Origin of the sequence: Collinsella aerofaciens ATCC 25986, from assembly GCF_010509075.1 — a bacterium.
Taxonomy (GTDB): Bacteria; Actinomycetota; Coriobacteriia; order Coriobacteriales; family Coriobacteriaceae; genus Collinsella; species Collinsella aerofaciens.
Genome location: NZ_CP048433.1, coordinates 1,994,961 through 2,013,598 on the forward strand (window position 1 = coordinate 1,994,961; position 18,638 = coordinate 2,013,598).

The 18,638-nt window shown below is 61.2% G+C and carries 16 protein-coding genes and 1 tRNA gene; 16 read left to right on the top strand and 1 reads right to left on the bottom strand.

Annotation, left to right across the window (positions count from 1 at the left end; all coding sequences use genetic code 11):
* Window positions 1-62 precede the first annotated feature (62 nt).
* The 15 genes from GXM19_RS08925 (at window position 63) to GXM19_RS08995 (ending at window position 16,641) form a co-directional block, all read left to right on the top strand.
* The gene (locus GXM19_RS08925) at window positions 63-779 is read left to right on the top strand and encodes a LytR/AlgR family response regulator transcription factor (protein WP_006235156.1); all 717 of its coding nucleotides are present in this window, start codon (window positions 63-65) and stop codon (window positions 777-779) included.
* 96 nt (window positions 780-875) lie between these two features.
* A complete protein-coding gene (locus GXM19_RS08930) occupies window positions 876-1,343 on the top strand; it encodes a YfcE family phosphodiesterase (protein ID WP_006235155.1) in 468 nt (155 codons plus the stop codon).
* A gap of 411 nt (window positions 1,344-1,754) precedes the next feature.
* A tRNA-Asp gene (locus GXM19_RS08935) sits at window positions 1,755-1,832 on the top strand.
* A 359-nt stretch (window positions 1,833-2,191) separates the two neighbouring features.
* Window positions 2,192-2,677 carry an RrF2 family transcriptional regulator gene (locus GXM19_RS08940; RefSeq protein ID WP_022094514.1) on the top strand — a complete coding sequence of 162 codons (486 nt, stop codon included), beginning with the start codon at window positions 2,192-2,194 and terminating at the stop codon, window positions 2,675-2,677.
* Window positions 2,678-2,698: 21 nt separating this feature from the next.
* Window positions 2,699-3,604, top strand: coding sequence for an HhH-GPD family protein (locus GXM19_RS08945; protein ID WP_006235153.1), 906 nt, complete (start codon window positions 2,699-2,701; stop codon window positions 3,602-3,604).
* 114 nt (window positions 3,605-3,718) lie between these two features.
* Window positions 3,719-4,258: a rubrerythrin gene (gene rbr / locus GXM19_RS08950; RefSeq protein ID WP_006235152.1), complete on the top strand. Its 540-nt coding sequence runs from the start codon at window positions 3,719-3,721 to the stop codon at window positions 4,256-4,258.
* Window positions 4,259-4,536: 278 nt separating this feature from the next.
* Window positions 4,537-5,169 (top strand): hypothetical protein, encoded by a 633-nt coding sequence (locus GXM19_RS08955; RefSeq protein ID WP_006235151.1) that lies wholly within the window; start codon window positions 4,537-4,539, stop codon window positions 5,167-5,169.
* 463 nt (window positions 5,170-5,632) lie between these two features.
* Entirely contained in the window at window positions 5,633-6,055 is a 423-nt protein-coding gene (locus GXM19_RS08960) for a hypothetical protein (protein ID WP_006235149.1), read from the top strand.
* A 124-nt stretch (window positions 6,056-6,179) separates the two neighbouring features.
* Window positions 6,180-7,535, top strand: coding sequence for a DNA recombination protein RmuC (locus GXM19_RS08965; RefSeq protein WP_006235148.1), 1,356 nt, complete (start codon window positions 6,180-6,182; stop codon window positions 7,533-7,535).
* A 125-nt stretch (window positions 7,536-7,660) separates the two neighbouring features.
* A complete protein-coding gene (locus tag GXM19_RS08970) occupies window positions 7,661-9,463 on the top strand; it encodes an ABC transporter ATP-binding protein (protein ID WP_040359125.1) in 1,803 nt (600 codons plus the stop codon).
* 63 nt (window positions 9,464-9,526) lie between these two features.
* A complete protein-coding gene (nth, locus tag GXM19_RS08975; protein ID WP_006235145.1) occupies window positions 9,527-10,192 on the top strand; it encodes an endonuclease III in 666 nt (221 codons plus the stop codon).
* 157 nt (window positions 10,193-10,349) lie between these two features.
* The gene (gene mfd, locus GXM19_RS08980; RefSeq protein WP_006235144.1) at window positions 10,350-13,982 is read left to right on the top strand and encodes a transcription-repair coupling factor; all 3,633 of its coding nucleotides are present in this window, start codon (window positions 10,350-10,352) and stop codon (window positions 13,980-13,982) included.
* A 56-nt stretch (window positions 13,983-14,038) separates the two neighbouring features.
* On the top strand, window positions 14,039-14,902 hold the full coding sequence (locus GXM19_RS08985; RefSeq protein ID WP_006235143.1) for a phosphatase PAP2 family protein: 864 nt from the start codon (window positions 14,039-14,041) through the stop codon (window positions 14,900-14,902).
* Window positions 14,903-14,947: 45 nt separating this feature from the next.
* The gene (locus GXM19_RS08990; protein ID WP_006235142.1) at window positions 14,948-15,973 is read left to right on the top strand and encodes a threonine aldolase family protein; all 1,026 of its coding nucleotides are present in this window, start codon (window positions 14,948-14,950) and stop codon (window positions 15,971-15,973) included.
* A 77-nt stretch (window positions 15,974-16,050) separates the two neighbouring features.
* Window positions 16,051-16,641, top strand: a complete 591-nt coding sequence (locus GXM19_RS08995) for a GNAT family N-acetyltransferase (RefSeq protein ID WP_006235141.1) — start codon at window positions 16,051-16,053, stop codon at window positions 16,639-16,641.
* Window positions 16,642-16,662: 21 nt separating this feature from the next.
* Here the strand turns inward: GXM19_RS08995 and GXM19_RS09000 are convergent, their stop codons facing one another.
* Window positions 16,663-17,385 (bottom strand): GntR family transcriptional regulator, encoded by a 723-nt coding sequence (locus GXM19_RS09000; protein ID WP_006235140.1) that lies wholly within the window; start codon window positions 17,383-17,385, stop codon window positions 16,663-16,665.
* Window positions 17,386-17,590: 205 nt separating this feature from the next.
* Here GXM19_RS09000 and GXM19_RS09005 point away from each other — a divergent pair, with 205 nt between their 5' ends.
* Window positions 17,591-18,583 (top strand): SIS domain-containing protein, encoded by a 993-nt coding sequence (locus GXM19_RS09005; protein WP_006235139.1) that lies wholly within the window; start codon window positions 17,591-17,593, stop codon window positions 18,581-18,583.
* The last annotated feature ends 55 nt before the right edge of the window (window positions 18,584-18,638 follow it).

The window sequence follows — 18,638 nt, forward strand, 5'->3', positions numbered from 1 at the left end:
TACGGGCTCAACGTCATGCGACGGATGCCCGGCGTAGTTAGTTGACGAAAGGTTTTATCCCTATGCTGCGTGCGATGATTGTGGATGATGAGGCGCCGGCTCGCTCGGAGCTTCGCTTCCTGCTCGAGCAAACGGGCAAGATCGGCACGATCACGGAGGCGTCGAGCGTCCGCTCCGCCATCGAGATGCTTATGGAAAGTCGCGTGGATGTCGTGTTTCTCGATATCTCGATGCCCGGTGCCTCGGGCCTGCAACTTGCCGAGGCGCTGCATAAGCTCAAAAATCCGCCGGCGATCGTGTTTGTGACTGCGTATAGTGACCATGCGGTCGAGGCATTCGACGTGGATGCCGTCGATTATCTGATGAAGCCGGTCGAAGAAGCTCGCTTGGATCGCGCGATCGAGAAGGTCATGCAACGCGCCAAGCCGGTTACGGACAGCAAGGTGACCATCGAGCGTATCCCGGTGGAAAAGGGCGGCCGCAAGGTGCTCATTCCCGTGGACGATATTCGCTTTATCATGGCCAAGGACGATTACTCCTGCATCTATACCGTCGATGATCGCTTTTTGTCGACGACCTCGCTGGCGCAGTTTGAGGCCAAGCTCTGCGACTTTGGCTTCTTCCGTGTTCACCGCCGCTATATCGTCAACTTGGCGTGCGTCACGGATGTGGAGACGGTGCCCTCGGGTGCCATCCAGCTGGGCATTACGGGCGTCGACGAACGCGTTCCGGTTTCGCGTCGCCGCGTCGTGCCGCTCAAGAAGGCTCTGAGTCTCTAGCACACTGGCCCCGCAGCCCTGTAGACCCATCGTCTGCGGAGCCGTGGGGCCTTTTTTGTATGTATCTGCCGAATCGTTTTTTGCGGAAGGGATCCCATGAACAGTGCAAGCGCCAAGCGTATCGACATCATCTCGGACACCCACGGCTATTTATCGCCTGCGCTCCTGGATGAGCTTGAAGGCGCAGACCTGATCATCCACGCTGGCGACCTCACGTCAGAGATGGACTACGAGCACCTATGCACCATCGCCCCCGTGCGGGCCGTACTGGGTAACAACGATTACTACCGCGACTACGGCCCCGATGTAGACCGTCTTGCGCTCTTTACCTACGAAGGCCTTAAATTCGCCGTAGCCCACTACCGCGAAGACCTTCCGGTGGGATCCGTAGACGTAGCCATCAACGGCCACACCCACGTAACCAAAGAAGCCCAAGTGGGCCGTTGCTTAGTCCTCAACCCGGGCAGCGCCAGCTACCCCAGAGGCACCCGAGGCCCCACCATGGCCAGAATGCTAGTAAAAGACGGCAAGATCCTAAGCACTAAGTTTATTGACCTAGAGTAATCACAACAAAAACGGGGGATGCAGATGCGTCCCCCGTTTCCATTTGAGCCAATGGCCGAGCTTCAACAAGATCCATCAGACCAACCCCGCCGCGGAGAACGGGGCCGCCGAGCCGCGAAGCGGCGAGCAACAACAACGGCTCGAACAAAGTGACGGCAGGGAGGGTCTCCGGGGCCGGCTGGCGCGGGTTAAGTTTGTCGCGAGTTCCGCACGCAAAGGAAAGCACTTAATGTGCTTTCCGTCTTGCGCAGGACTGTAGAGCAGCAAACTTAACCCGCGCCAGCCGGCCCCGGAGACCCTCCCGGAGGGACCGAAAAATTTTTTCAAAAAAGTTGTTGCGCGGCGGACAGACTTCTGTGTATACTAATCCCCGCAGCGCACGCGAGCGGAAACAAACGCGAACGACTGCCTGGGGAGTTAGCTCAGTTTGGTTAGAGCGCCGGCCTGTCACGTCGGAGGTCGCGGGTTCGAGCCCCGTACTTCCCGCCAACGCAATTAAAGCCACGTCTTCGGACGTGGCTTTTTGCGTTTGATGCACTTTGTTTCGATAGAACGATCGCCCTGGTGCATCTTCGCCCAGAATCCTCGCGCCTTCGGGAACGCAAGTAAAATCCAATAAGTATATCTGTCTGAACAACAGCTTTGTTGCGCAACACCTGTTCAACGAGACAGGGGGTTAGGTTATACTAAATTGCACTGTGCGCCGCATCTGATGCATTTCGCTCCAAGCGCGGCACTCAGTGGATATCCGATTTACCATTTGGATGTCCTGGCGGTCATTTAGCGTCTCGACACAAGCTCGGCCCCGGAGCTCGTTCGAGCTGTTCGTATTCCTTGAAAGGGGAAAAATGGACATATCGAGGAAGACTGATTACGCCCTTCGTATGCTGGCGATGCTTGCCGAGGATCCGGAGTGCTTACTTTCTGTTCGCACCGCTGCCGAAGAGGTCAATGTCCCGTATTCGTTTGCCCGCTCGATTCAGCACGGTTTGGTCCAGGCCGGTATTGTGGAGAGCCTGCGTGGCGTCCACGGTGGCATGCGTCTCAAGGTCAGTCCGGACGACGTCACTATCCGCCAGGTCGTCGAGGCCGTTCAGGGTCCTATGGTTATGAACGATTGCACCGCGCCCGATGGTGACTGTGCGCGCATGGGCGCGTGCTGCTATCATCCCCTGTGGGCCGGAGCCCAGGCGTTGATGCGCGACTACCTCGATTCCGTTTCGCTCGGCGACATCGTCGCTCACCGCCAGTTCCCAGCCGTCGATCCCAAGTTCGCCGACCGCGAAGCGTTTCCCGAGTACGCCACCTGCGCGTGCGCTTACCGGGAGGAATAGCGCCGCATAAGGAGCATAGCCATGATTCAGGACCCCTTTCGTTCGATGATTCGTTCGGAAGGGGTCCTGCGTTATCGCGACCTTCCGTGGCGCCGTACACGCGATCCGTACATCATTTGGCTTTCTGAGGTTATGTTGCAGCAAACACAGGTGCCGCGCGTGGAGACGCGTATGCCGGCGTGGCTCGATCGCTTTCCGACTGTTCAGGCGCTCGCTCAGGCTGTCCCTTCCGATGTCTTGGATGCGTGGCAGGGGATGGGCTATAATCGCCGCGCCTTGGCGCTTCACAGGGCTGCACAGTGCGTTGTAGAGGACTGGGATGGGGAGTTTCCGCGCGAGACGCGTGACTTGGTCGCTCTGCCCGGCATTGGCCCGGCAACGGCGCAGGGCATCCGTTCGTTTGCGTTTGATCTTCCGGGCGTGTATTTGGAGACCAATGTGCGCACGGTCTTTTTGCATCATTTCTTTCCCGATGTGCCGGCCGTTCCCGATCGCGAACTGGTGCCGCTGATCCAAGCTGCCTGTCCGGCGGCCCCCGGTGCGGCGGCGGACGAGATCGCTCCCTTTGCCGCGCCTCAAGACGATGCCGACACGCCGCGCGCGTGGTATTACGCATTGCTGGATTACGGCGCGTATCTTAAAAAGACGCTGCCCAATCCGTCCAGGCGGTCGGCGGGCTATAGTCGTCAGTCCAAGTTTGAGGGCTCGCGCCGCCAAAAGCGCGCGCATATCGTGCGTATGTTGTTGGCAGCGCGCGATGGGCAGCCGGCGGGGATTACGCTTGCTGATGCCGTGGTGGGCGTTAACGAGATGGAAGCGGCAGCCGGTCGCGGGCCGGTCGAGTGCGACTTGATCGCGGGCATTCTAGCTGACCTGGAGCGCGAGGGCTTTTGCCGAGCCGAGGACGATCGTTGGTTGAGTGTGTAGCCCGCTCAAATCTGAAGAACGGGATTGTAAGGTTTAAATTCGCGGCTTGAGGGCATCCTAAAGACAAGGTCGCTCAAAGCCTATGGGCGGCACGTGTTGAAGGGAAGTACACCTATGGATTTTGAGAATTCCCAAACCAAGAAGAACCTCGAGACCGCTTTTGCCGGTGAGTCCCAGGCACACACCAAGTATCGCTACTACGCATCTAAGGCCAAGAAGGATGGCTACGTTCAGATCTCGAATATCTTTGCCGAGACGGCGGGCAACGAGTCCGAGCACGCCAAGCTGTGGTTTAAGTATCTGCACGACGGCGCCGTTCCGGGCACTCTGGACAACCTGCGCGACGCCGCCGCGGGCGAGAACTACGAGTGGACCACGATGTACGACGAGTTCGCCAAGACCGCCGAGGAGGAGGGCTTTGCCGAGATCGCCGAGAAGTTCCGTGGTGTCGCCGCCGTCGAGAAGGCCCACGAGGAGCGCTACAACAAACTCGTCGAGCGCATCGAGTCGGGCGAGGTGTTTGAGCGTGAGGGCGTGAAGGTATGGAAGTGCCTGAACTGCGGGCACCTGCACGTTGGTGCCGAGGCGCCTGAGGTGTGCCCGGTGTGTAACCACCCGAAGGCGTACTTTGAGGAGCAGGTGGTGAACTACTAGCGCTTGGCGCTAGCGTGAGCTGGGCCGGGAGGGCCGGACTACCTTCCCTCCTCGCTCACGGCTTCGCAGGGTCGCGTTGAGGGAAGGTAGTCCGGCCCTCCCGGCCCGCTTTGGGTCGTCGCGTGCTCGTTACAGAAAAGCTAATAAAAAAGTTTGTGTGCCGCCCCTTTTGGGGCGGCACGTTTTTGTATGGGGACTGGTTGGGACGGCGCCGTTCATGGGTGGGGTACACTGGGTAGCGACTTTTAGTTTATCTACTACCTGATGGGGTGTTTTTTATGGGCAAGAAGTCTCGAGCTCGGGTTGCTGCGGCGGGAACTCGCAAGGATCCTGGTCATCGGGTTGCCGAGGGTAAAAAGGCCGATCGTGCTGAGAAGGACAAGAAAGTCGGCGCGCATGCTCATCCTGAGTGGGCGCCTCATTTGAATTCGGCTAGTGAGGATTTGACTGCCAAGTTGTTTACTCTGGTCGAGGTAATTTTGGGCGTGGTGCCCCTTGTGGTTATCGGTTTATTCTTGGCTTCGAAGGACGCCACGAGTGTCGATAAACTCACCGAGGTCTTTTCGCAGGACCCCTCGATGGTGGTCTCGTTTATTTCTGCGTGCTTGCAGCCGTTTGTGGCGTACATGCTGTATATGGTCTACCGCAAATACTGCGAGGGTGATGCGGGCTTTGCCGCCGGTAACCTGATCGGTCTTTTGTGCTCCGAGATCCTACTGCTCAATATCCCGGGCGTCATCGGTATGGGCATCTTGCTGTGGCGTGTTTGGCGCAACGTCGCCCCGCACTTTGAGAGCTGGTTGTTTGAACGCCGTGCAATGGGCGTGCTGGCAGACATCGCGGGCTCGCTCGTGATTCTAGCCTTGGCGTTTATGTGCGCCACCGCCGCCCGAGGTCTCGCAGGCATGTAGTCTGTCCTCACCGACCACGGAGCGCAGGGCAACTGCTGGTTTCACCGCTCCGGACGTCAGACCCGCGGCGCATCCCTTTCCCTCTCGCTCACGGCTTCGCAGAGTCACGCGAGGCAAAGGCATGCGCCGCGGGTCTGACGACGCGGGCTTGCCAACGAGTTTTGGCTAATAGATTGGTTTGTGTGCCGCCCCTTTGGGGCGGCACTTTTTGTGTGGGGTCCCGGTCTCCACAATTTTCGTCAAGCTATTGGTTAGATTTTGGTCAGTTGGCGTAAGGGTGGAAGGCCAAAAGATTGTTGGCGAAAAAAGCTCAGAGAAAGTGCTGGTAGGGGAGTTGTTGAGCTTTTCGACAGCTTTTGAGCAGAAGAAACTTTGTGGCTATTGCCGGCGATTGCGTTGTCGCGGTCATGGCGGTGCGGGATGCTGGTCGTAAGCGTCGAATGCTCCGATTTTGGAGGCCAGCATGGATCTGTTTCTTGAGACTCCGCAGCAACAAGCCGAGCGCATGTTGCGCCAACGGCAACGGCTTATGGAGATGCAAATGCAAGGGGTAGCCGCCCAGCCCCCTGCGCAAAATGCCACGCCTGCGGTTTCGCCTGCGGGCGGATCGGCGCCAGAGAACTATTCCGTACAACAAGATTCATATGCGCAGGAGCTTGCGTTCGACAAACGCCGCACGCGTCGTCGCCGCGTGGGCCAGCGCCTGCGCACATTGGCGATGATCGTGCTCATTCCGCTAGGACTTGCGGCGATTTTCTTGGTCTCGTATGCGCTCACCTGCATCCTCAACGGTGCTTCGCCCGGCGAAGTGCTCCAACATCTGTCAGCCCTGGGCCAGCGCCTAGGCGACGTCATGACAACCATTCGCACCGGCTGGGAGAGCTAGCGTTTTAGCGTCCGCGGCTCTAAGAGAAATTTGTCTGCAAGGCAGTGGGTGATCCGTGCGTGTGGCGGGGTAAGATTGATCGCGGTTTTGATTGATGACCGATTGAGTTTGTTGGGCGGAGTCTATGTCTGCTATTGATATCGTGCTTGTTGTGATCGCCTTGGTGGCGGTGGGGGTTGCTGTGGCTTGCGCCCTCCAGCTCAAGAGCCTGCGTGCCGAGTTGCGGGAGCGTGGCGACAGTAGCGCGGAAACGCTGGCAGCACTCGAGCAGGCCAACAACGCGCTCGATGCCCTGAACGTCGCGCTGGCCGAAACTCGCCGCACGGCCAACGCCATCGCGCAGCAGCAGACGACAGATGCGGCCGTGGGGCAGCAACGTTACCTGACCATTGCACGTGAGTTTTCGCAAGCTGGTGACCGGATGGATGACCTTCGCCGCGAGACGGCCCAACAGCTCGGTGCCAACCGCGAGGGCATCGAGCACCGCCTGGACAAGGTGCGCGAGACGGTCGATGCCCAGCTGGGTGCTATCCGCAAAGACAACAACGTGCAACTCGATCAGATGCGCGCGACGGTGGACGAGAAACTCTCCCGCACGCTCAACGATCGCCTGTCGGCATCGTTTAAGCAGGTGAGCGACCAGCTCGAGGCCGTGTACAAGGGCCTGGGCGACATGCAGTCCATCGCCACCGGCGTGGGCGACCTTAAGCGCGTGCTGGGCAACGTGAAGGCGCGTGGTATTTTGGGCGAGGTGCAGCTGGGTGCAATTCTGGCGGACATTCTTACACCCGACCAGTATCTGGAAAACGTCGCCACCAAGCCCGGCGCCTCGGAGCGCGTTGAGTTTGCCGTCAAGCTGCCGGTGGACGAGGGCGATCCCGTGCTGCTGCCGATTGACTCCAAGTTTCCGGGCGACGCGTACGAGCATTTGCTCGACGCGCAGGAGTCGGGCGATGCGGAGACCGTGGCGGCTGCGCGCAAGACGCTCGATACCATGGTCAAGCGCGAGGCCAATGATATCTGCGAAAAGTACCTGAGTGTGCCGGCAACGACCAACTTTGGCATCATGTTCGTGCCGTTTGAAGGACTGTACGCCGAGGTCGTCAGCCGCCCCGGGCTTATCGAGACCCTGGGCCGCGACTATCACGTCAACGTTGCCGGCCCCAGCACCATGGCGGCCATTCTCAACAGCCTGCAGATGAGTTACCAAACGTTTAAGCTGCAAAAACGCACCGACGATGTACTGCGCGTGCTCTCCGCTGTCAAGGCCGAGCTGCCGCGCTATCAAAAGGCGCTGCGCCGCGCCCAGCAGCAGATCGAGACCGCGGGCAAAACGGTCGAGGGCATCATCACCACGCGCACCAACGTCATGGAGCGCAAGCTCAAGGACATCGACGCCCTGGAAGATGCCGAGGAGGCCGACGAGATCTTGGGGCTTACGTCTGCGAGCCTGCTCGCAGACCAAAAAGACGAGGACTAGCTTCATCTGACGGCGGGGCGCCTGCGCAAGCGCGGGGCGCGGGCGCTTTTCGCGTCGCACTTGCCTGAAGTGCGCTTTAGTGTGCAACAATGGCGTTTCGCCCTATCAGACGCGAAAGGAAGCCCATGTCTCAGAGAAACACCAGTCCGCTCAAACGCTCCACCGTGCGTCGCACGCTGCAGCGTTTTTGGGACGTCACGCGCACGCAGCCGCTGATCGTCTTTCTCTCGGTGTTCTCGTCGGCGGGCTACATCTTTTTGCTCACGTTTGCCAACACCTATGTGATGGCCCTCATCGTCGACCGCGTCCAGGCCGGTCCCGTGGCAGGCGACCAGGTGTTTGAGGTCTTCGGCCCCTATATCCTGGCGCTCGTGCTCGTTAACCTAGTGGGCCAAATCCTCTCCAAGCTGCAGGACTACACCGTCTACAAGCTCGAGATTGCGGGCAACTATCACCTGGCGCGCCTGTGCTTCGACACGCTCTCCAATCAATCCATGACATTTCACACCAGCCGCTTTGGCGGATCGCTTGTGAGCCAGACAAGCCGTTTTATGAGCGGCTACACGGGTCTGGTCGACGTGACGGTGTATTCGCTCATCCCCACCATCACCTCGGTCATCTGCACCGTGGCCGCACTCGCCCCGGTGGTACCGACGTTTACCGTGATCCTGGTGTGCATCATGGTCGTCTACATTGCGTTTGTCTGGCTTATGTACAAGCGCATCATGCCGCTTTCGGCCGCGACGTCCGCCGCGCAGAACAAGCTCTCGGGCGTGCTCTCCGACGCGGTCACGAACATCTTGGCCGTCAAGACCTGCGGGCGCGAGGACTTTGAACGCGATCTGTTCGACGCCGCCGATCGTGCCGCGCGCGACGCCGAGACGGTCTCGATGCACGCCATGATGCAGCGCAACTTTACGACCTCGGGCCTCATCGTCATCACCATGGCCGTGGTGAGTGTGTTCGTGGCGGGCGGCAACGCGTGGTTTGGCATTTCGGCCGGCTCGCTCGTCATGATCTTTACCTACACCTATAACCTCACCATGCGCCTGAACTACGTAAGCTCCATGATGCAGCGCATCAACCGCGCGCTCGGCGATGCGGCCGAGACGACGCGCGTGCTGGACGAGCCGCGTCTGGTGGCAGACGACGAGAACGCTCCCGAGCTTAAAGTGACCGAGGGCGCGATTGATTTTGAGCACCTGAGCTTTGCGTACCGTGACGCTGCGGCGGGCGAGAGCGTGTTCGATGACCTGACACTTCATGTGGCGGCGGGCCAGCGCGTGGGCCTGGTGGGCAAATCGGGCTCGGGTAAGACGACGCTCACCAAGCTGCTGCTGCGCCTGGACGATGTTCAGGGCGGCCGCGTGCTCGTGGACGGTCAGGATGTCTCGCACTGCACGCAGCAGAGCCTGCGCCGCCAGGTTGCCTACGTGCCGCAGGAGGCGCTGCTGTTCCATCGCTCCATTCGCGAGAATATCGCCTACGGCCGCCCCGACGCCACCGACGAGCAGATCCGCGAGGCGGCTCGCTTGGCTAATGCGACCGAGTTTATCGACCGCTTGCCTCGTGGCTTTGACACCATGGTGGGCGAGCGCGGCGTCAAGCTCTCGGGCGGCCAGCGTCAGCGCGTGGCTATCGCCCGCGCCATCCTAACCGACGCGCCGATTCTGGTGCTCGACGAGGCGACCTCTGCCCTCGACAGCGAGTCCGAGGCGCTGGTGCAGGAGGCGCTCGAAAACCTGATGCGTGGACGTACCTCCATTGTGGTGGCGCACCGCCTGTCCACCGTGGCGGCGCTCGACCGCATTGTGGTGCTGGCCGATGGCGAGATCGTCGAGGACGGCACGCATGCGCAGCTCGTCGAGGCGGGTGGCGAGTACGCGAGCCTGTGGAGCCGTCAGACCGGCGCATTCTTGGAGGCGTAAGCGTCTCGGACGTGGGACAATTGTGCCCATAAGTTTATTGTGCCGTTGAGCCGAGGAGTCGTTATGCCACGCGAGACCAATGCCGCCAAACGCGAGCGCGCCGTTGAGGTGTGTGAGCGCCTCAACCGTCGCTATGGCCCGGTCGAGTGCTTTTTGGACCACGAGAATCCCTTCCGCCTGCTGATCGCGGTGTTGCTCTCGGCGCAAACGACCGACGCGCAGGTCAACAAGGTGACGCCGAAGCTGTTTGCCCAGTGGCCCACGCCCGAGGCCATGGCCGGGGCGAGTGTGGCTGACGTGGCAGACACCATCAAGTCACTCGGCTTTTATAAGAGCAAGGCCAAGCACGCCGTGGAGGCCGCGCAGATGATCGTCGCCGACTATGGCGGCGAGGTGCCGGCCGACATGAAGGAACTCGTGAAGCTGCCGGGCGTGGGACGCAAGACGGCGAACATCGTGCTCAACGTGGGGTATGGCATCGTGGAGGGCATTGCGGTGGACACGCACGTCAACCGCATTGCGCATCGCCTGATGTTGAGTCCCAAGACACATGCCAAGGAGCCGCTCAAGACCGAGCAGGATCTGCTCAAGATTTTGCCGCACGAGTATTGGGAGTCGGTCAACCATCAGTGGATCACCTTCGGTCGCGAGATCTGCGACGCCCGCAAACCCAAGTGTGACGAGTGTCCGCTGGCAGATTTGTGCCCCAGCGTGCGCGTAGCGGGGTAGGGCGGAACGCATCTTCGTCTGGCGTTTTTTGCGGGGCTGGGTTTGCTCTTGAGCCGGAGTCCTCTCCATGCGCTACCATGACAGGCAATGAAATCCGCCGCATACCCGCCGAGCTTGCCCCGGCGGGCTTTTGGCGTTGCAATGCCGGAGGAACAGCATGCTCATTCACCGTATAGCCGCGCAGCTCTACACTGCCGAGGCCTTGCAGGCCGTCGAGGCCGGGCTCGATGCTGGCGAGGACGTGACGCTGGCTGTGTCGCAGTCGGGCCGCACGCTTATGGCGGCCGCCCAGTTTGCGCGCCGTCCGCGCCCGACGGTCTATATCGTGAGCGGCGAGGATGCGGCCGATCGCGCCGCGCGTAGCCTTGCCGCCTACGTGGGCCTGGCGCACGTGTGTCGTTTTCCTGAGCGCAAGGACTATCCGTGGCGCGAGCAGGCGCCGGACGACGCCGTGGTGGCGCAGCGCTGCGAGGCTCTGGGGCGCATCGTGCGCGGGGACAACTGCATCATGGTCGCCTCGGCTCGCGCGCTGCTGCGCTGCGTGCCGCCGGTCGAGAGCCGCTACTGGGAGTCCACTACTTTTGCGGTGGGCGAGGAGATTCCCTTTGACGAGGTGCCGCAGCGCTTGGTGGGCATGGGCTACACCAATGCCGGCGCCGCCGATGCGCCCGGCTTGTTTCGCGTTCACGGCGACACCGTCGAGGTGTTCCCCGCACAGGAAAAGGCACCCGTGCGCATCGAGTTCTTCGGCGACGAGATTGACCGCATCCGCCGCATGGTGAGCTCCACGGGGCAGACCATCGGCAACGAGGACAGCATCGAAATCTTTCCCTGCCGCGAACTGGCACTCACCGACGAGGCCGTCCACAACATGCATGTGGCGCTCTATCGCGCCAGCCAGGATGACAGCAAACTGGCGGCGCTGCTCGAGATGGTGGATGCGCGCATCGTCACGCCCGAGCTCGACCGCTTTTTGCCGGTGATGTACGGCCAGACCGTAAGCCCGTTGGCGCACGTGAGCGGCAAGGCGCTCGTGGTTCTGTCCGAGCCGCGCTCGCTGTTCGACGACTGCCTGCGCGCCTACGAGGATATCGAGGCGCGTGCCGGCGAGGCAGGGATTGACCGCCTGGATGGTCTGTACGTGCGCGCTCAACAGCTCGATTTTGGTGCCCAGCAGCGCTTGAACTACGTAAGCCTCATCCGTGCCGGCGGTGCGGTGACGGCCGAGCTCAAGATTGAGCAGCCTGCTATCGCAGGCTCGGACAACCGTTTTATGACGCGCGTTCAGGAAGTCGTGGGCAAGCGCTATGCCTGCGTGTTTGCCATTCCCGACCGCGGCGCGCGCGAGTCGATGGAGCTCACCTTTGGCGACGAGGGCATTACCTTTGAGGAATCGCTGACGGCCGCGCCCGAAAACGCCGGCGTCATTGGCGAGCGCGTGCGCGTGGCGGCGGCAGATTCTGCCGATCGTGCTGCCCGTCAGGATGCTCATGCTGCAATTCGCGAGCGTAAGGCTGACGCGCTCAACGCCCGCTCGCTCGAGGCGGGCGCGGCCCAGGCTGCCGCCGGTGCTGCCGTGCCCACTATCTCGCGCGGACGCGTGACCTTTGTCGATGCCGCCCTGCCGCAGGGCGTGGTGGTGCCCGATGCCAACCTGGCCGTGTTCTCGATCGCCGACCTCAACGCCCGTATGGATGCCAACCGCGCGCGCAGCCGCCGCAAGGTGGACATTACGCAGATCACGTTTCCGTTTAAGCCGGGCGACTACGTGGTGCACGCCACTCACGGCATCGCGCTCTTTAGCGAGATCGCGCGCCAGGAAGTGGGCGGCAAGGAGCGCGACTACTTTTTGCTGGAATATGCCGACGGCGACAAGCTCTACGTGCCGCTCGAGCAGGTCGACCGCATCACGCGCTATGTTGGCCCCGACGGCGACAAGCCGCGCCTGACCAGGCTCAACACCGCCGACTGGACGCGGGCTACCAACAAGGCGCGCAAGAATGCCAAAAAGCTGGCGTTTGACCTGGTCGACCTGTATACACGCCGCTCGTCGATTACCGGTATCGCCTGCCCGCCCGACACGCCCGAGCAGATCGAGATGGAGGAGAGCTTTCCCTACGACGAGACGCGCGACCAGCTGGAGGCTATTGCCGACATCAAGGCCGACATGGAAGCGCCCAAGCCCATGGACCGCCTGCTGTGCGGCGACGTGGGCTTTGGCAAGACCGAGGTTGCCCTGCGCGCGGCGTTTAAGTGCGTGGACTCCGGCCGCCAGGTCATGGTGCTCTGCCCCACGACCATTCTGGCCCAGCAGCACTATGAGACGTTCTTTGAGCGCTTTGCCCCGTTTGGCCTCGAGGTCGAAGTGCTCAGCCGCTTCCGCACCCCGGCGCAGCAAAAGCGCGCGCTTAAGGCGTTTGCCGAGGGCACGATCGACGTGCTCATCGGCACGCACCGCTTGCTTTCTGCCGACGTGAACCCCAAGAACCTGGGCATGGTGATCATCGACGAGGAGCAGCGCTTTGGTGTGCAGCACAAGGAGCAGCTCAAGAACCTGCGCGAGCAAATCGACGTGCTCACGCTTTCGGCAACGCCTATTCCGCGAACCATGCAGATGGCCACGAGCGGCGTGCGCGACATGAGCCTGATCACCACACCGCCGACCGGGCGTCGTCCCGTGATCGTGCACGTGGGGGAGTACGACCCCGATGTGGTGAGCGCGGCGATTCGCCTGGAGGTGGGCCGCGGCGGCCAGGTGTACTACGTGTCCAACCGCGTTAAGACCATCGATGACGCCGTGGCGCGCGTGCATGAGGCCGCGCCCGAGGCGCGCGTGGGCGTGGCACACGGCAAGATGAGCCCGCGCGAGGTCGAGGACGTGATGATTGAGTTCGCGACCAAAAAGATCGATGTGCTCATCGCCACGACCATCGTGGAGAGCGGCATCGACAACGCAACGGCCAACACGCTGATCATCGAGGACTCGCAGCGCCTTGGCCTGGCGCAGCTCTACCAGCTCAAGGGCCGTGTGGGCCGCTCTGCCACGCAGGCCTACGCGTACTTTATGTTCCCCGGCGAGCTGCCGCTCACCGAGGAGGCAACGGCGCGCCTGACCGCACTTTCCGAGTTCCAGGACCTGGGCAGCGGCATGCGCATCGCCATGCGCGACCTAGAGATCCGTGGCGCCGGTTCGCTTATGGGAGCCGAGCAGCACGGCAACCTGTCGAGCGTGGGCTTTGATCTGTTTACGCAGATGCTGGGCCAGGCCGTGGCCGAGGCGCGCGGCGATGACGACGCCGGCGTGGAGGCGGCGAGCGTGGGTATTAACCTGCCGGCCGACTACTTCTTGTCCGAGGAGTACCTGCCGGCGGTGGACCAGCGCGTGCTCGTGTACCGTAAGCTCGCAGCGGCCGAGGACCTGGAGAGCATTGACGAGGTGCAGGAAGAGACCGAGGCCGCGCATGGTGAGCTGCCGTTGGCGGGACTCAACCTGTTCAATCGCGCGCGCATCCGCATTCGCGGCGAGCGCCTGGGGCTCGAGAGCGTCACGCTCAGCGGCGGTCGCATCACGTTTTTGGGCGTCGACGTGCCCAAGAAGGTGGCCTTTGAGCTTAAGACCCGCTATGGCGCGGTGAACTTCCCCAAGAGCCGCAAGCTATCGGTGCCCTACAAGGCGGGCGCCGGCGCGGGCAGCGGCCTGGGTCGCGGTCTCGACGCCAACGACGGCACCGGCCCCGTGGCGGCCGCGCTCATGCTGCTGCAACAGCTGGGTGCCAGCGACGACGACTAACGGGTCGACGCTGCAAACGCCCCATTTGGGCAATCTGGCTCCATCGAAAGGAAAGCATGTTCGGATACATCTATAAGAAAGATGTCGCCATTATCGCGGTTGTCCTGTGTCTTTGTCTGGGCGTGGGCAGCTTCTTCGATTATCAGATCTCGAGCGCGCTGTTCAATATCGGCAGCATGTACGGTCGCTTTATCGAGGCGGCCGGCGAGCTGCCGTTTGAGCTGACGGCGAGCATCGCGGGCGTTATGCTCGTGCGCGCGGTGCGTCCCGACTCCAGGGGGAGCAAATGGCTCGCCGTGCTCGGCATCCTCATCAACGTGGGCCTGCTCGGCTACGAGATCGTTTCGTCCCTGAGGGTTGGCGGCAAACTCATCGCGGCTCAGTTGGTGCTGACGTTTGTGCTGGTCATCGCCGCCAATCTTATCGTCTATCGTCTCACGCGCACGACCGAGCCCGACGAGCTCACGCGCTGGGCGTTGATGGTGCTTGTCGTGTGGGTCGCTCAGGCCATCATCCTCAACGTGATTGTCAAGCCGCTGTGGTCGCGCCCACGCATGCGCGTGATCGAGGTGACGCAGGGACTCGAGTTTCAGCCGTGGTGGGTGATCGGCAACCCTGACAAGTGGGCCTATATTGCCGCCGGTGTAGTCAAGGACGGCTTTAAGTCGTTTGCGAGCGGACACACGGCGCATGCGGCGATTGGCCTTATGCTCGCCGGGCTTCCCGCGGCAGCCTTTAAGGAAAAATCTTCGCGTCGCCGCGTGATCTTTTGGGCGGCGGCTGTGGTCGCGGCGCTCGTCGCGCTTGGCCGCATCGTGATCGGTGCACACTTTTTGAGCGACGTGAGCTGCGGTTTTGCCCTGGTACTGGCGCTTGAGTGCCTTGCCGCGCGCATTGCCTATCCCAACGGCGTACAATAGCTCCGTTTGAATCATCTGGCCGATACCCGGTAAGAGAGGATTGCCATGCTCGCGTTCAACAACGACTATTCCCACGGCGCACACCCAGCGGTGCTGCAGGCGCTCGTCGATACCAACATGGAGCCGCAGCCCGGCTACGGTACCGATGCGCATACCGAGCGTGCCAAGCAACTTATTCGCGAGGCCTGCCAGGCCCCCGATGCCGACGTGTTTTTTCTGGTGGGCGGCACGCAGGCCAACGCGACGGTGATCGACATGCTGCTCGCGCCGTACGAGGGCGTCGTTGCTGCCGAGACTGGCCACGTCGCCTGCCACGAGGCGGGCGCCATCGAGTTTGGCGGCCACAAGGTACTCACCATCCCCGGCTACGAGGGCAAGATGCACGCCGAGGACCTCGAGAACTATATCCAGGTGTTCTACGAAAACGAGAGCTACGAGCACACGGTGTTCCCGGGCGCCGTGTACGTGAGTCTATCGACCGAGTACGGCACGCTGTACTCCAAGGCCGAGCTCGCGGCGATTCATGCGGTATGCCAGAAGCGCGAGATTCCGCTGTTTGTGGACGGTGCTCGCCTGGCCTATGCGCTGGCGGCCGATGAGTGCGACATTACCCTGCCCGAGCTGGCGCAGCTGTGCGACGTGTTCTACATCGGCGGCACCAAGTGCGGCGCGCTCTGCGGCGAGGCTGTGGTGTTCTGCGGCATGCACGCTCCGGCACATCCCATTCCGCGCATTAAGCAGCACGGCGCGCTGTTGGCCAAGGGCCGCCTGACGGGCGTGCAGTTTGAGGCACTCTTTACCGATGGCTTGTATTTTGAGATTGGTCGACAGGCGATCGAGACGGCCCAGACGCTACGTCGTGTGCTGCACGAGCGCGGTTACCAGTTCTTTTTGGAGACGCCCACGAACCAGCAGTTTGTGATTCTGCCCAACGAGGATATGGCCCGCATTCGCGAGCATGCCTCGATCGAGTACTGGGAAAAGTACGACGATACTCACACGGTGGTGCGCTTTTGCACCAGCTGGGCCACGACGCAGGAGGACATCGACGCGTTGGCGGCTGTCCTGTAGCCTGATGTAATGACGAGGGGCCGCCTTGCGCTGGGTTTGGCGCAAGGTGGCCTTTGTTTTTGAGGGGGAAGGGTTGTATGACCGAGATGTCCGATCCGACGATTCGTCTGGCGACGCCCGATGATGCGCCGGCGTTGCTTGCCATCTATGAGCCGTATGTGCGCCAGACGGCGATTACCTGCGAATACGAGGTGCCGAGCGTTGAGGAGTTCGCCGGGCGCATCGAGCGCACGCTCAAGCGCTATCCGTATCTGGTGATGGAACTGGACGGGCGTCCGGTAGGCTATGCCTATGTGAGTCCGCTCAACAGCCGCGAGGCATACGACTGGTCGGTCGAGACATCGATCTACCTGGCGCGTGATGTGCGCCACGGCGGGCTGGGCCGCAAGCTGCATGACGCGCTTAAGCAATGCCTGATCGCGATGGGTATCACCAACATGTGCGCCCTCATCGCCGTGCCGCACGACAAGGACGATGAGTACCTGACGCACAACAGCCAGGACTTCCATGCCCATATGGGGTATCGCCTGGTGGGCGCCTTCGATCGCTGCGCCCAAAAGTTCGGCCGCTGGTACGACATGTGCTGGATGGAGTTGGTCCTAGCCGAGCGCGTCCCCAACCAACCCAAACCAACCTGGTTCCCCGACCTCCTCAAACCTACCATTTAGGGACAGGTTTATTTTGGCAGGTTAGCCGATGGGCTCGGTGTATTTGGCACGGTCGGTGCGCTGGATGCGCTTGGAGACATGGAGCGGTCGGCCGTCGGTGTCGTACACGTAGTCGGTGATCAGGATCAGCGCCTGCCCGCGCCCAACGTTGAGCAAAAACGCCTCGTTTTGCGAGGCATAGCACACCTCAAAGGTCTTATGTCCCTGTGCCGGCGCGCGATGGAATTCCTGGCGCAGCGTGGCGTAGAGCGAACCGTTGATATCGCGATCGATGAGTGCTTCAAAGCTCGGTGGTAGATAGGTGGTCTCCAGGCACAGCGGCGCATCGTCCAGATAACGCAGGCGGACAAGTTTGACGAGCTTGCTGCCCACGGCGACATCGAAGAACTTGGCCGCATTGCCCGCGGCCTTGGCAAAGCCCGAGTCCACCGTGCGCGTGGTGGGCTTCATACCCTGACCCTGGACCTGTGTCGTGTAGCTCGAAAACACCAGGTTGTTCTCGTGGAGTGCCGGCGTGTCGGCCACAAAGGCGCCACGCCCGCGCTCGGTGCGCACCAGGCCCTCGTCAACGAGCACCTTAAGGGCGTGGCGTACGGTGCTGCGCGACAGCCCCGATTCGTCCATGAGTTCCATCTCGGACGGCAGCTTGTCTCCGCGCGCGTAGGTGCCGGAGGCGATGCGGTCGCGCAGCATGCCCGCCAAGCGCTCGTATTGGGTCAGTCTCTTTTTAGATGAAGCGTTCATGCGATCAACCTGTATCTAACCTGTATGCGTATCTAATCAAGCATGTATTCAATACAACAACAAAACCGCTGGTATCAAGTTATCGAAAACCGTATCAGCAAATTTTTTAAGACAAATATAGCATACAACTAGTCGACATAACCAAAACATGTATGTAACTTGTATGCCATCGAGAGCATCAAACGAGAAGAAAGGCTGATGCACGATGACTACTCAGGAACAGGTTAAGGACGTCGTCTCCCAGGTTTTGGCCGACAAGGCAGACAAGGGCGGCATCAAGCGCGTCGTGTGGATTGGCGCCGGCGGATCCAACGGTGGCAACTATCCTGCCCAGTACTTTATGGAGCACGAGGCCACGCAGGTCGTGAGCTCCAGCTACACCAGCAATGAGTTCGTGCACGCCACGCCCGCCTATGTCAACGAGAACACCCTGGCCGTCGTCGTGTCCATGCGCGGCACCAAGGAGACCATCGTCGCCGCCCAGGTCGCCAAGGACCACGGCGCCAGCACCATCGCCATCTATGTCGATGAGTCCGGCCTCACCGAGGTCTGCGACTACAAGATTCAGTATGACAGCCTGGCCGTCGACGAGTCTTGCATGGGCCGTACCAACTCCGCCGTCGTGACCATGATCGCCATGGAGCTTACGCAGCAGACCGAGGGCTATGCCGAGTATGAGACCGCTATGGCCGCCTTCGACCTGGTTGACCCCATCTATCGCAAGGCCGTCGAGTACACCCGTCCGCTCGCCGCCAAGTGGGCCGAGCAAAACGCCGACAAGCCCTGCATCAACGTGATGGCTCAGGGTCCGCTCTTTGGTGCCGCCTACGTCTTTAGCATCTGCAACGTGCAGGAGATGCTGCAGATCGACTCCTGCACCATCAACACCTGCGACTTCTTCCACGGCCCCTTCGAGATCCTGGACAAGCGCACCTCGCTGTTCCAGCTCATCAGCGTCGGCCGCAGCCGCTGCAACGACGAGCGCGGCATCCGCTTCGTCAACCAGTACGGTGGCGAGCGCGTCTATCAGCTCGACGCCAAGGAGCTCGGCCTCAACGACATCAAGGACAGCGTGAGCGAGTACTTCAATCACCTGATCTTTGCCCCGATCCTCAACAACGTGTACATGCGTGCGCTCTCTGCCGTCACCCACAAGGACTACATGACGCGCCGCTACATGTGGAAGCTGGACTACTAGGGGATAGAGCGGCCTAACAGCTCGATGTCCTCATAAGTTGCGGTGGAATAGTTCC

Excerpts from the sequence above, each read along its gene's own strand:
- GXM19_RS09005 (WP_006235139.1), top strand. The coding sequence starts at position 17,591 with ATGACTACTCAGGAACAGGTTAAGGACGTCGTCTCCCAGGTTTTGGCC.
- GXM19_RS08995 (WP_006235141.1), top strand. The coding sequence starts at position 16,051 with ATGACCGAGATGTCCGATCCGACGATTCGTCTGGCGACGCCCGATGAT.
- mfd (WP_006235144.1), top strand. The coding sequence starts at position 10,350 with ATGCTCATTCACCGTATAGCCGCGCAGCTCTACACTGCCGAGGCCTTG.
- GXM19_RS08930 (WP_006235155.1), top strand. The coding sequence starts at position 876 with ATGAACAGTGCAAGCGCCAAGCGTATCGACATCATCTCGGACACCCAC.
- GXM19_RS08925 (WP_006235156.1), top strand. The coding sequence starts at position 63 with ATGCTGCGTGCGATGATTGTGGATGATGAGGCGCCGGCTCGCTCGGAG.
- rbr (WP_006235152.1), top strand. The coding sequence starts at position 3,719 with ATGGATTTTGAGAATTCCCAAACCAAGAAGAACCTCGAGACCGCTTTT.
- GXM19_RS08965 (WP_006235148.1), top strand. The coding sequence starts at position 6,180 with ATGTCTGCTATTGATATCGTGCTTGTTGTGATCGCCTTGGTGGCGGTG.
- GXM19_RS08970 (WP_040359125.1), top strand. The coding sequence starts at position 7,661 with ATGTCTCAGAGAAACACCAGTCCGCTCAAACGCTCCACCGTGCGTCGC.
- GXM19_RS08960 (WP_006235149.1), top strand. The coding sequence starts at position 5,633 with ATGGATCTGTTTCTTGAGACTCCGCAGCAACAAGCCGAGCGCATGTTG.
- GXM19_RS08985 (WP_006235143.1), top strand. The coding sequence starts at position 14,039 with ATGTTCGGATACATCTATAAGAAAGATGTCGCCATTATCGCGGTTGTC.
- GXM19_RS08940 (WP_022094514.1), top strand. The coding sequence starts at position 2,192 with ATGGACATATCGAGGAAGACTGATTACGCCCTTCGTATGCTGGCGATG.
- GXM19_RS09000 (WP_006235140.1), bottom strand. The coding sequence starts at position 17,385 with ATGAACGCTTCATCTAAAAAGAGACTGACCCAATACGAGCGCTTGGCG.
- nth (WP_006235145.1), top strand. The coding sequence starts at position 9,527 with ATGCCACGCGAGACCAATGCCGCCAAACGCGAGCGCGCCGTTGAGGTG.
- GXM19_RS08955 (WP_006235151.1), top strand. The coding sequence starts at position 4,537 with ATGGGCAAGAAGTCTCGAGCTCGGGTTGCTGCGGCGGGAACTCGCAAG.
- GXM19_RS08990 (WP_006235142.1), top strand. The coding sequence starts at position 14,948 with ATGCTCGCGTTCAACAACGACTATTCCCACGGCGCACACCCAGCGGTG.
- GXM19_RS08945 (WP_006235153.1), top strand. The coding sequence starts at position 2,699 with ATGATTCAGGACCCCTTTCGTTCGATGATTCGTTCGGAAGGGGTCCTG.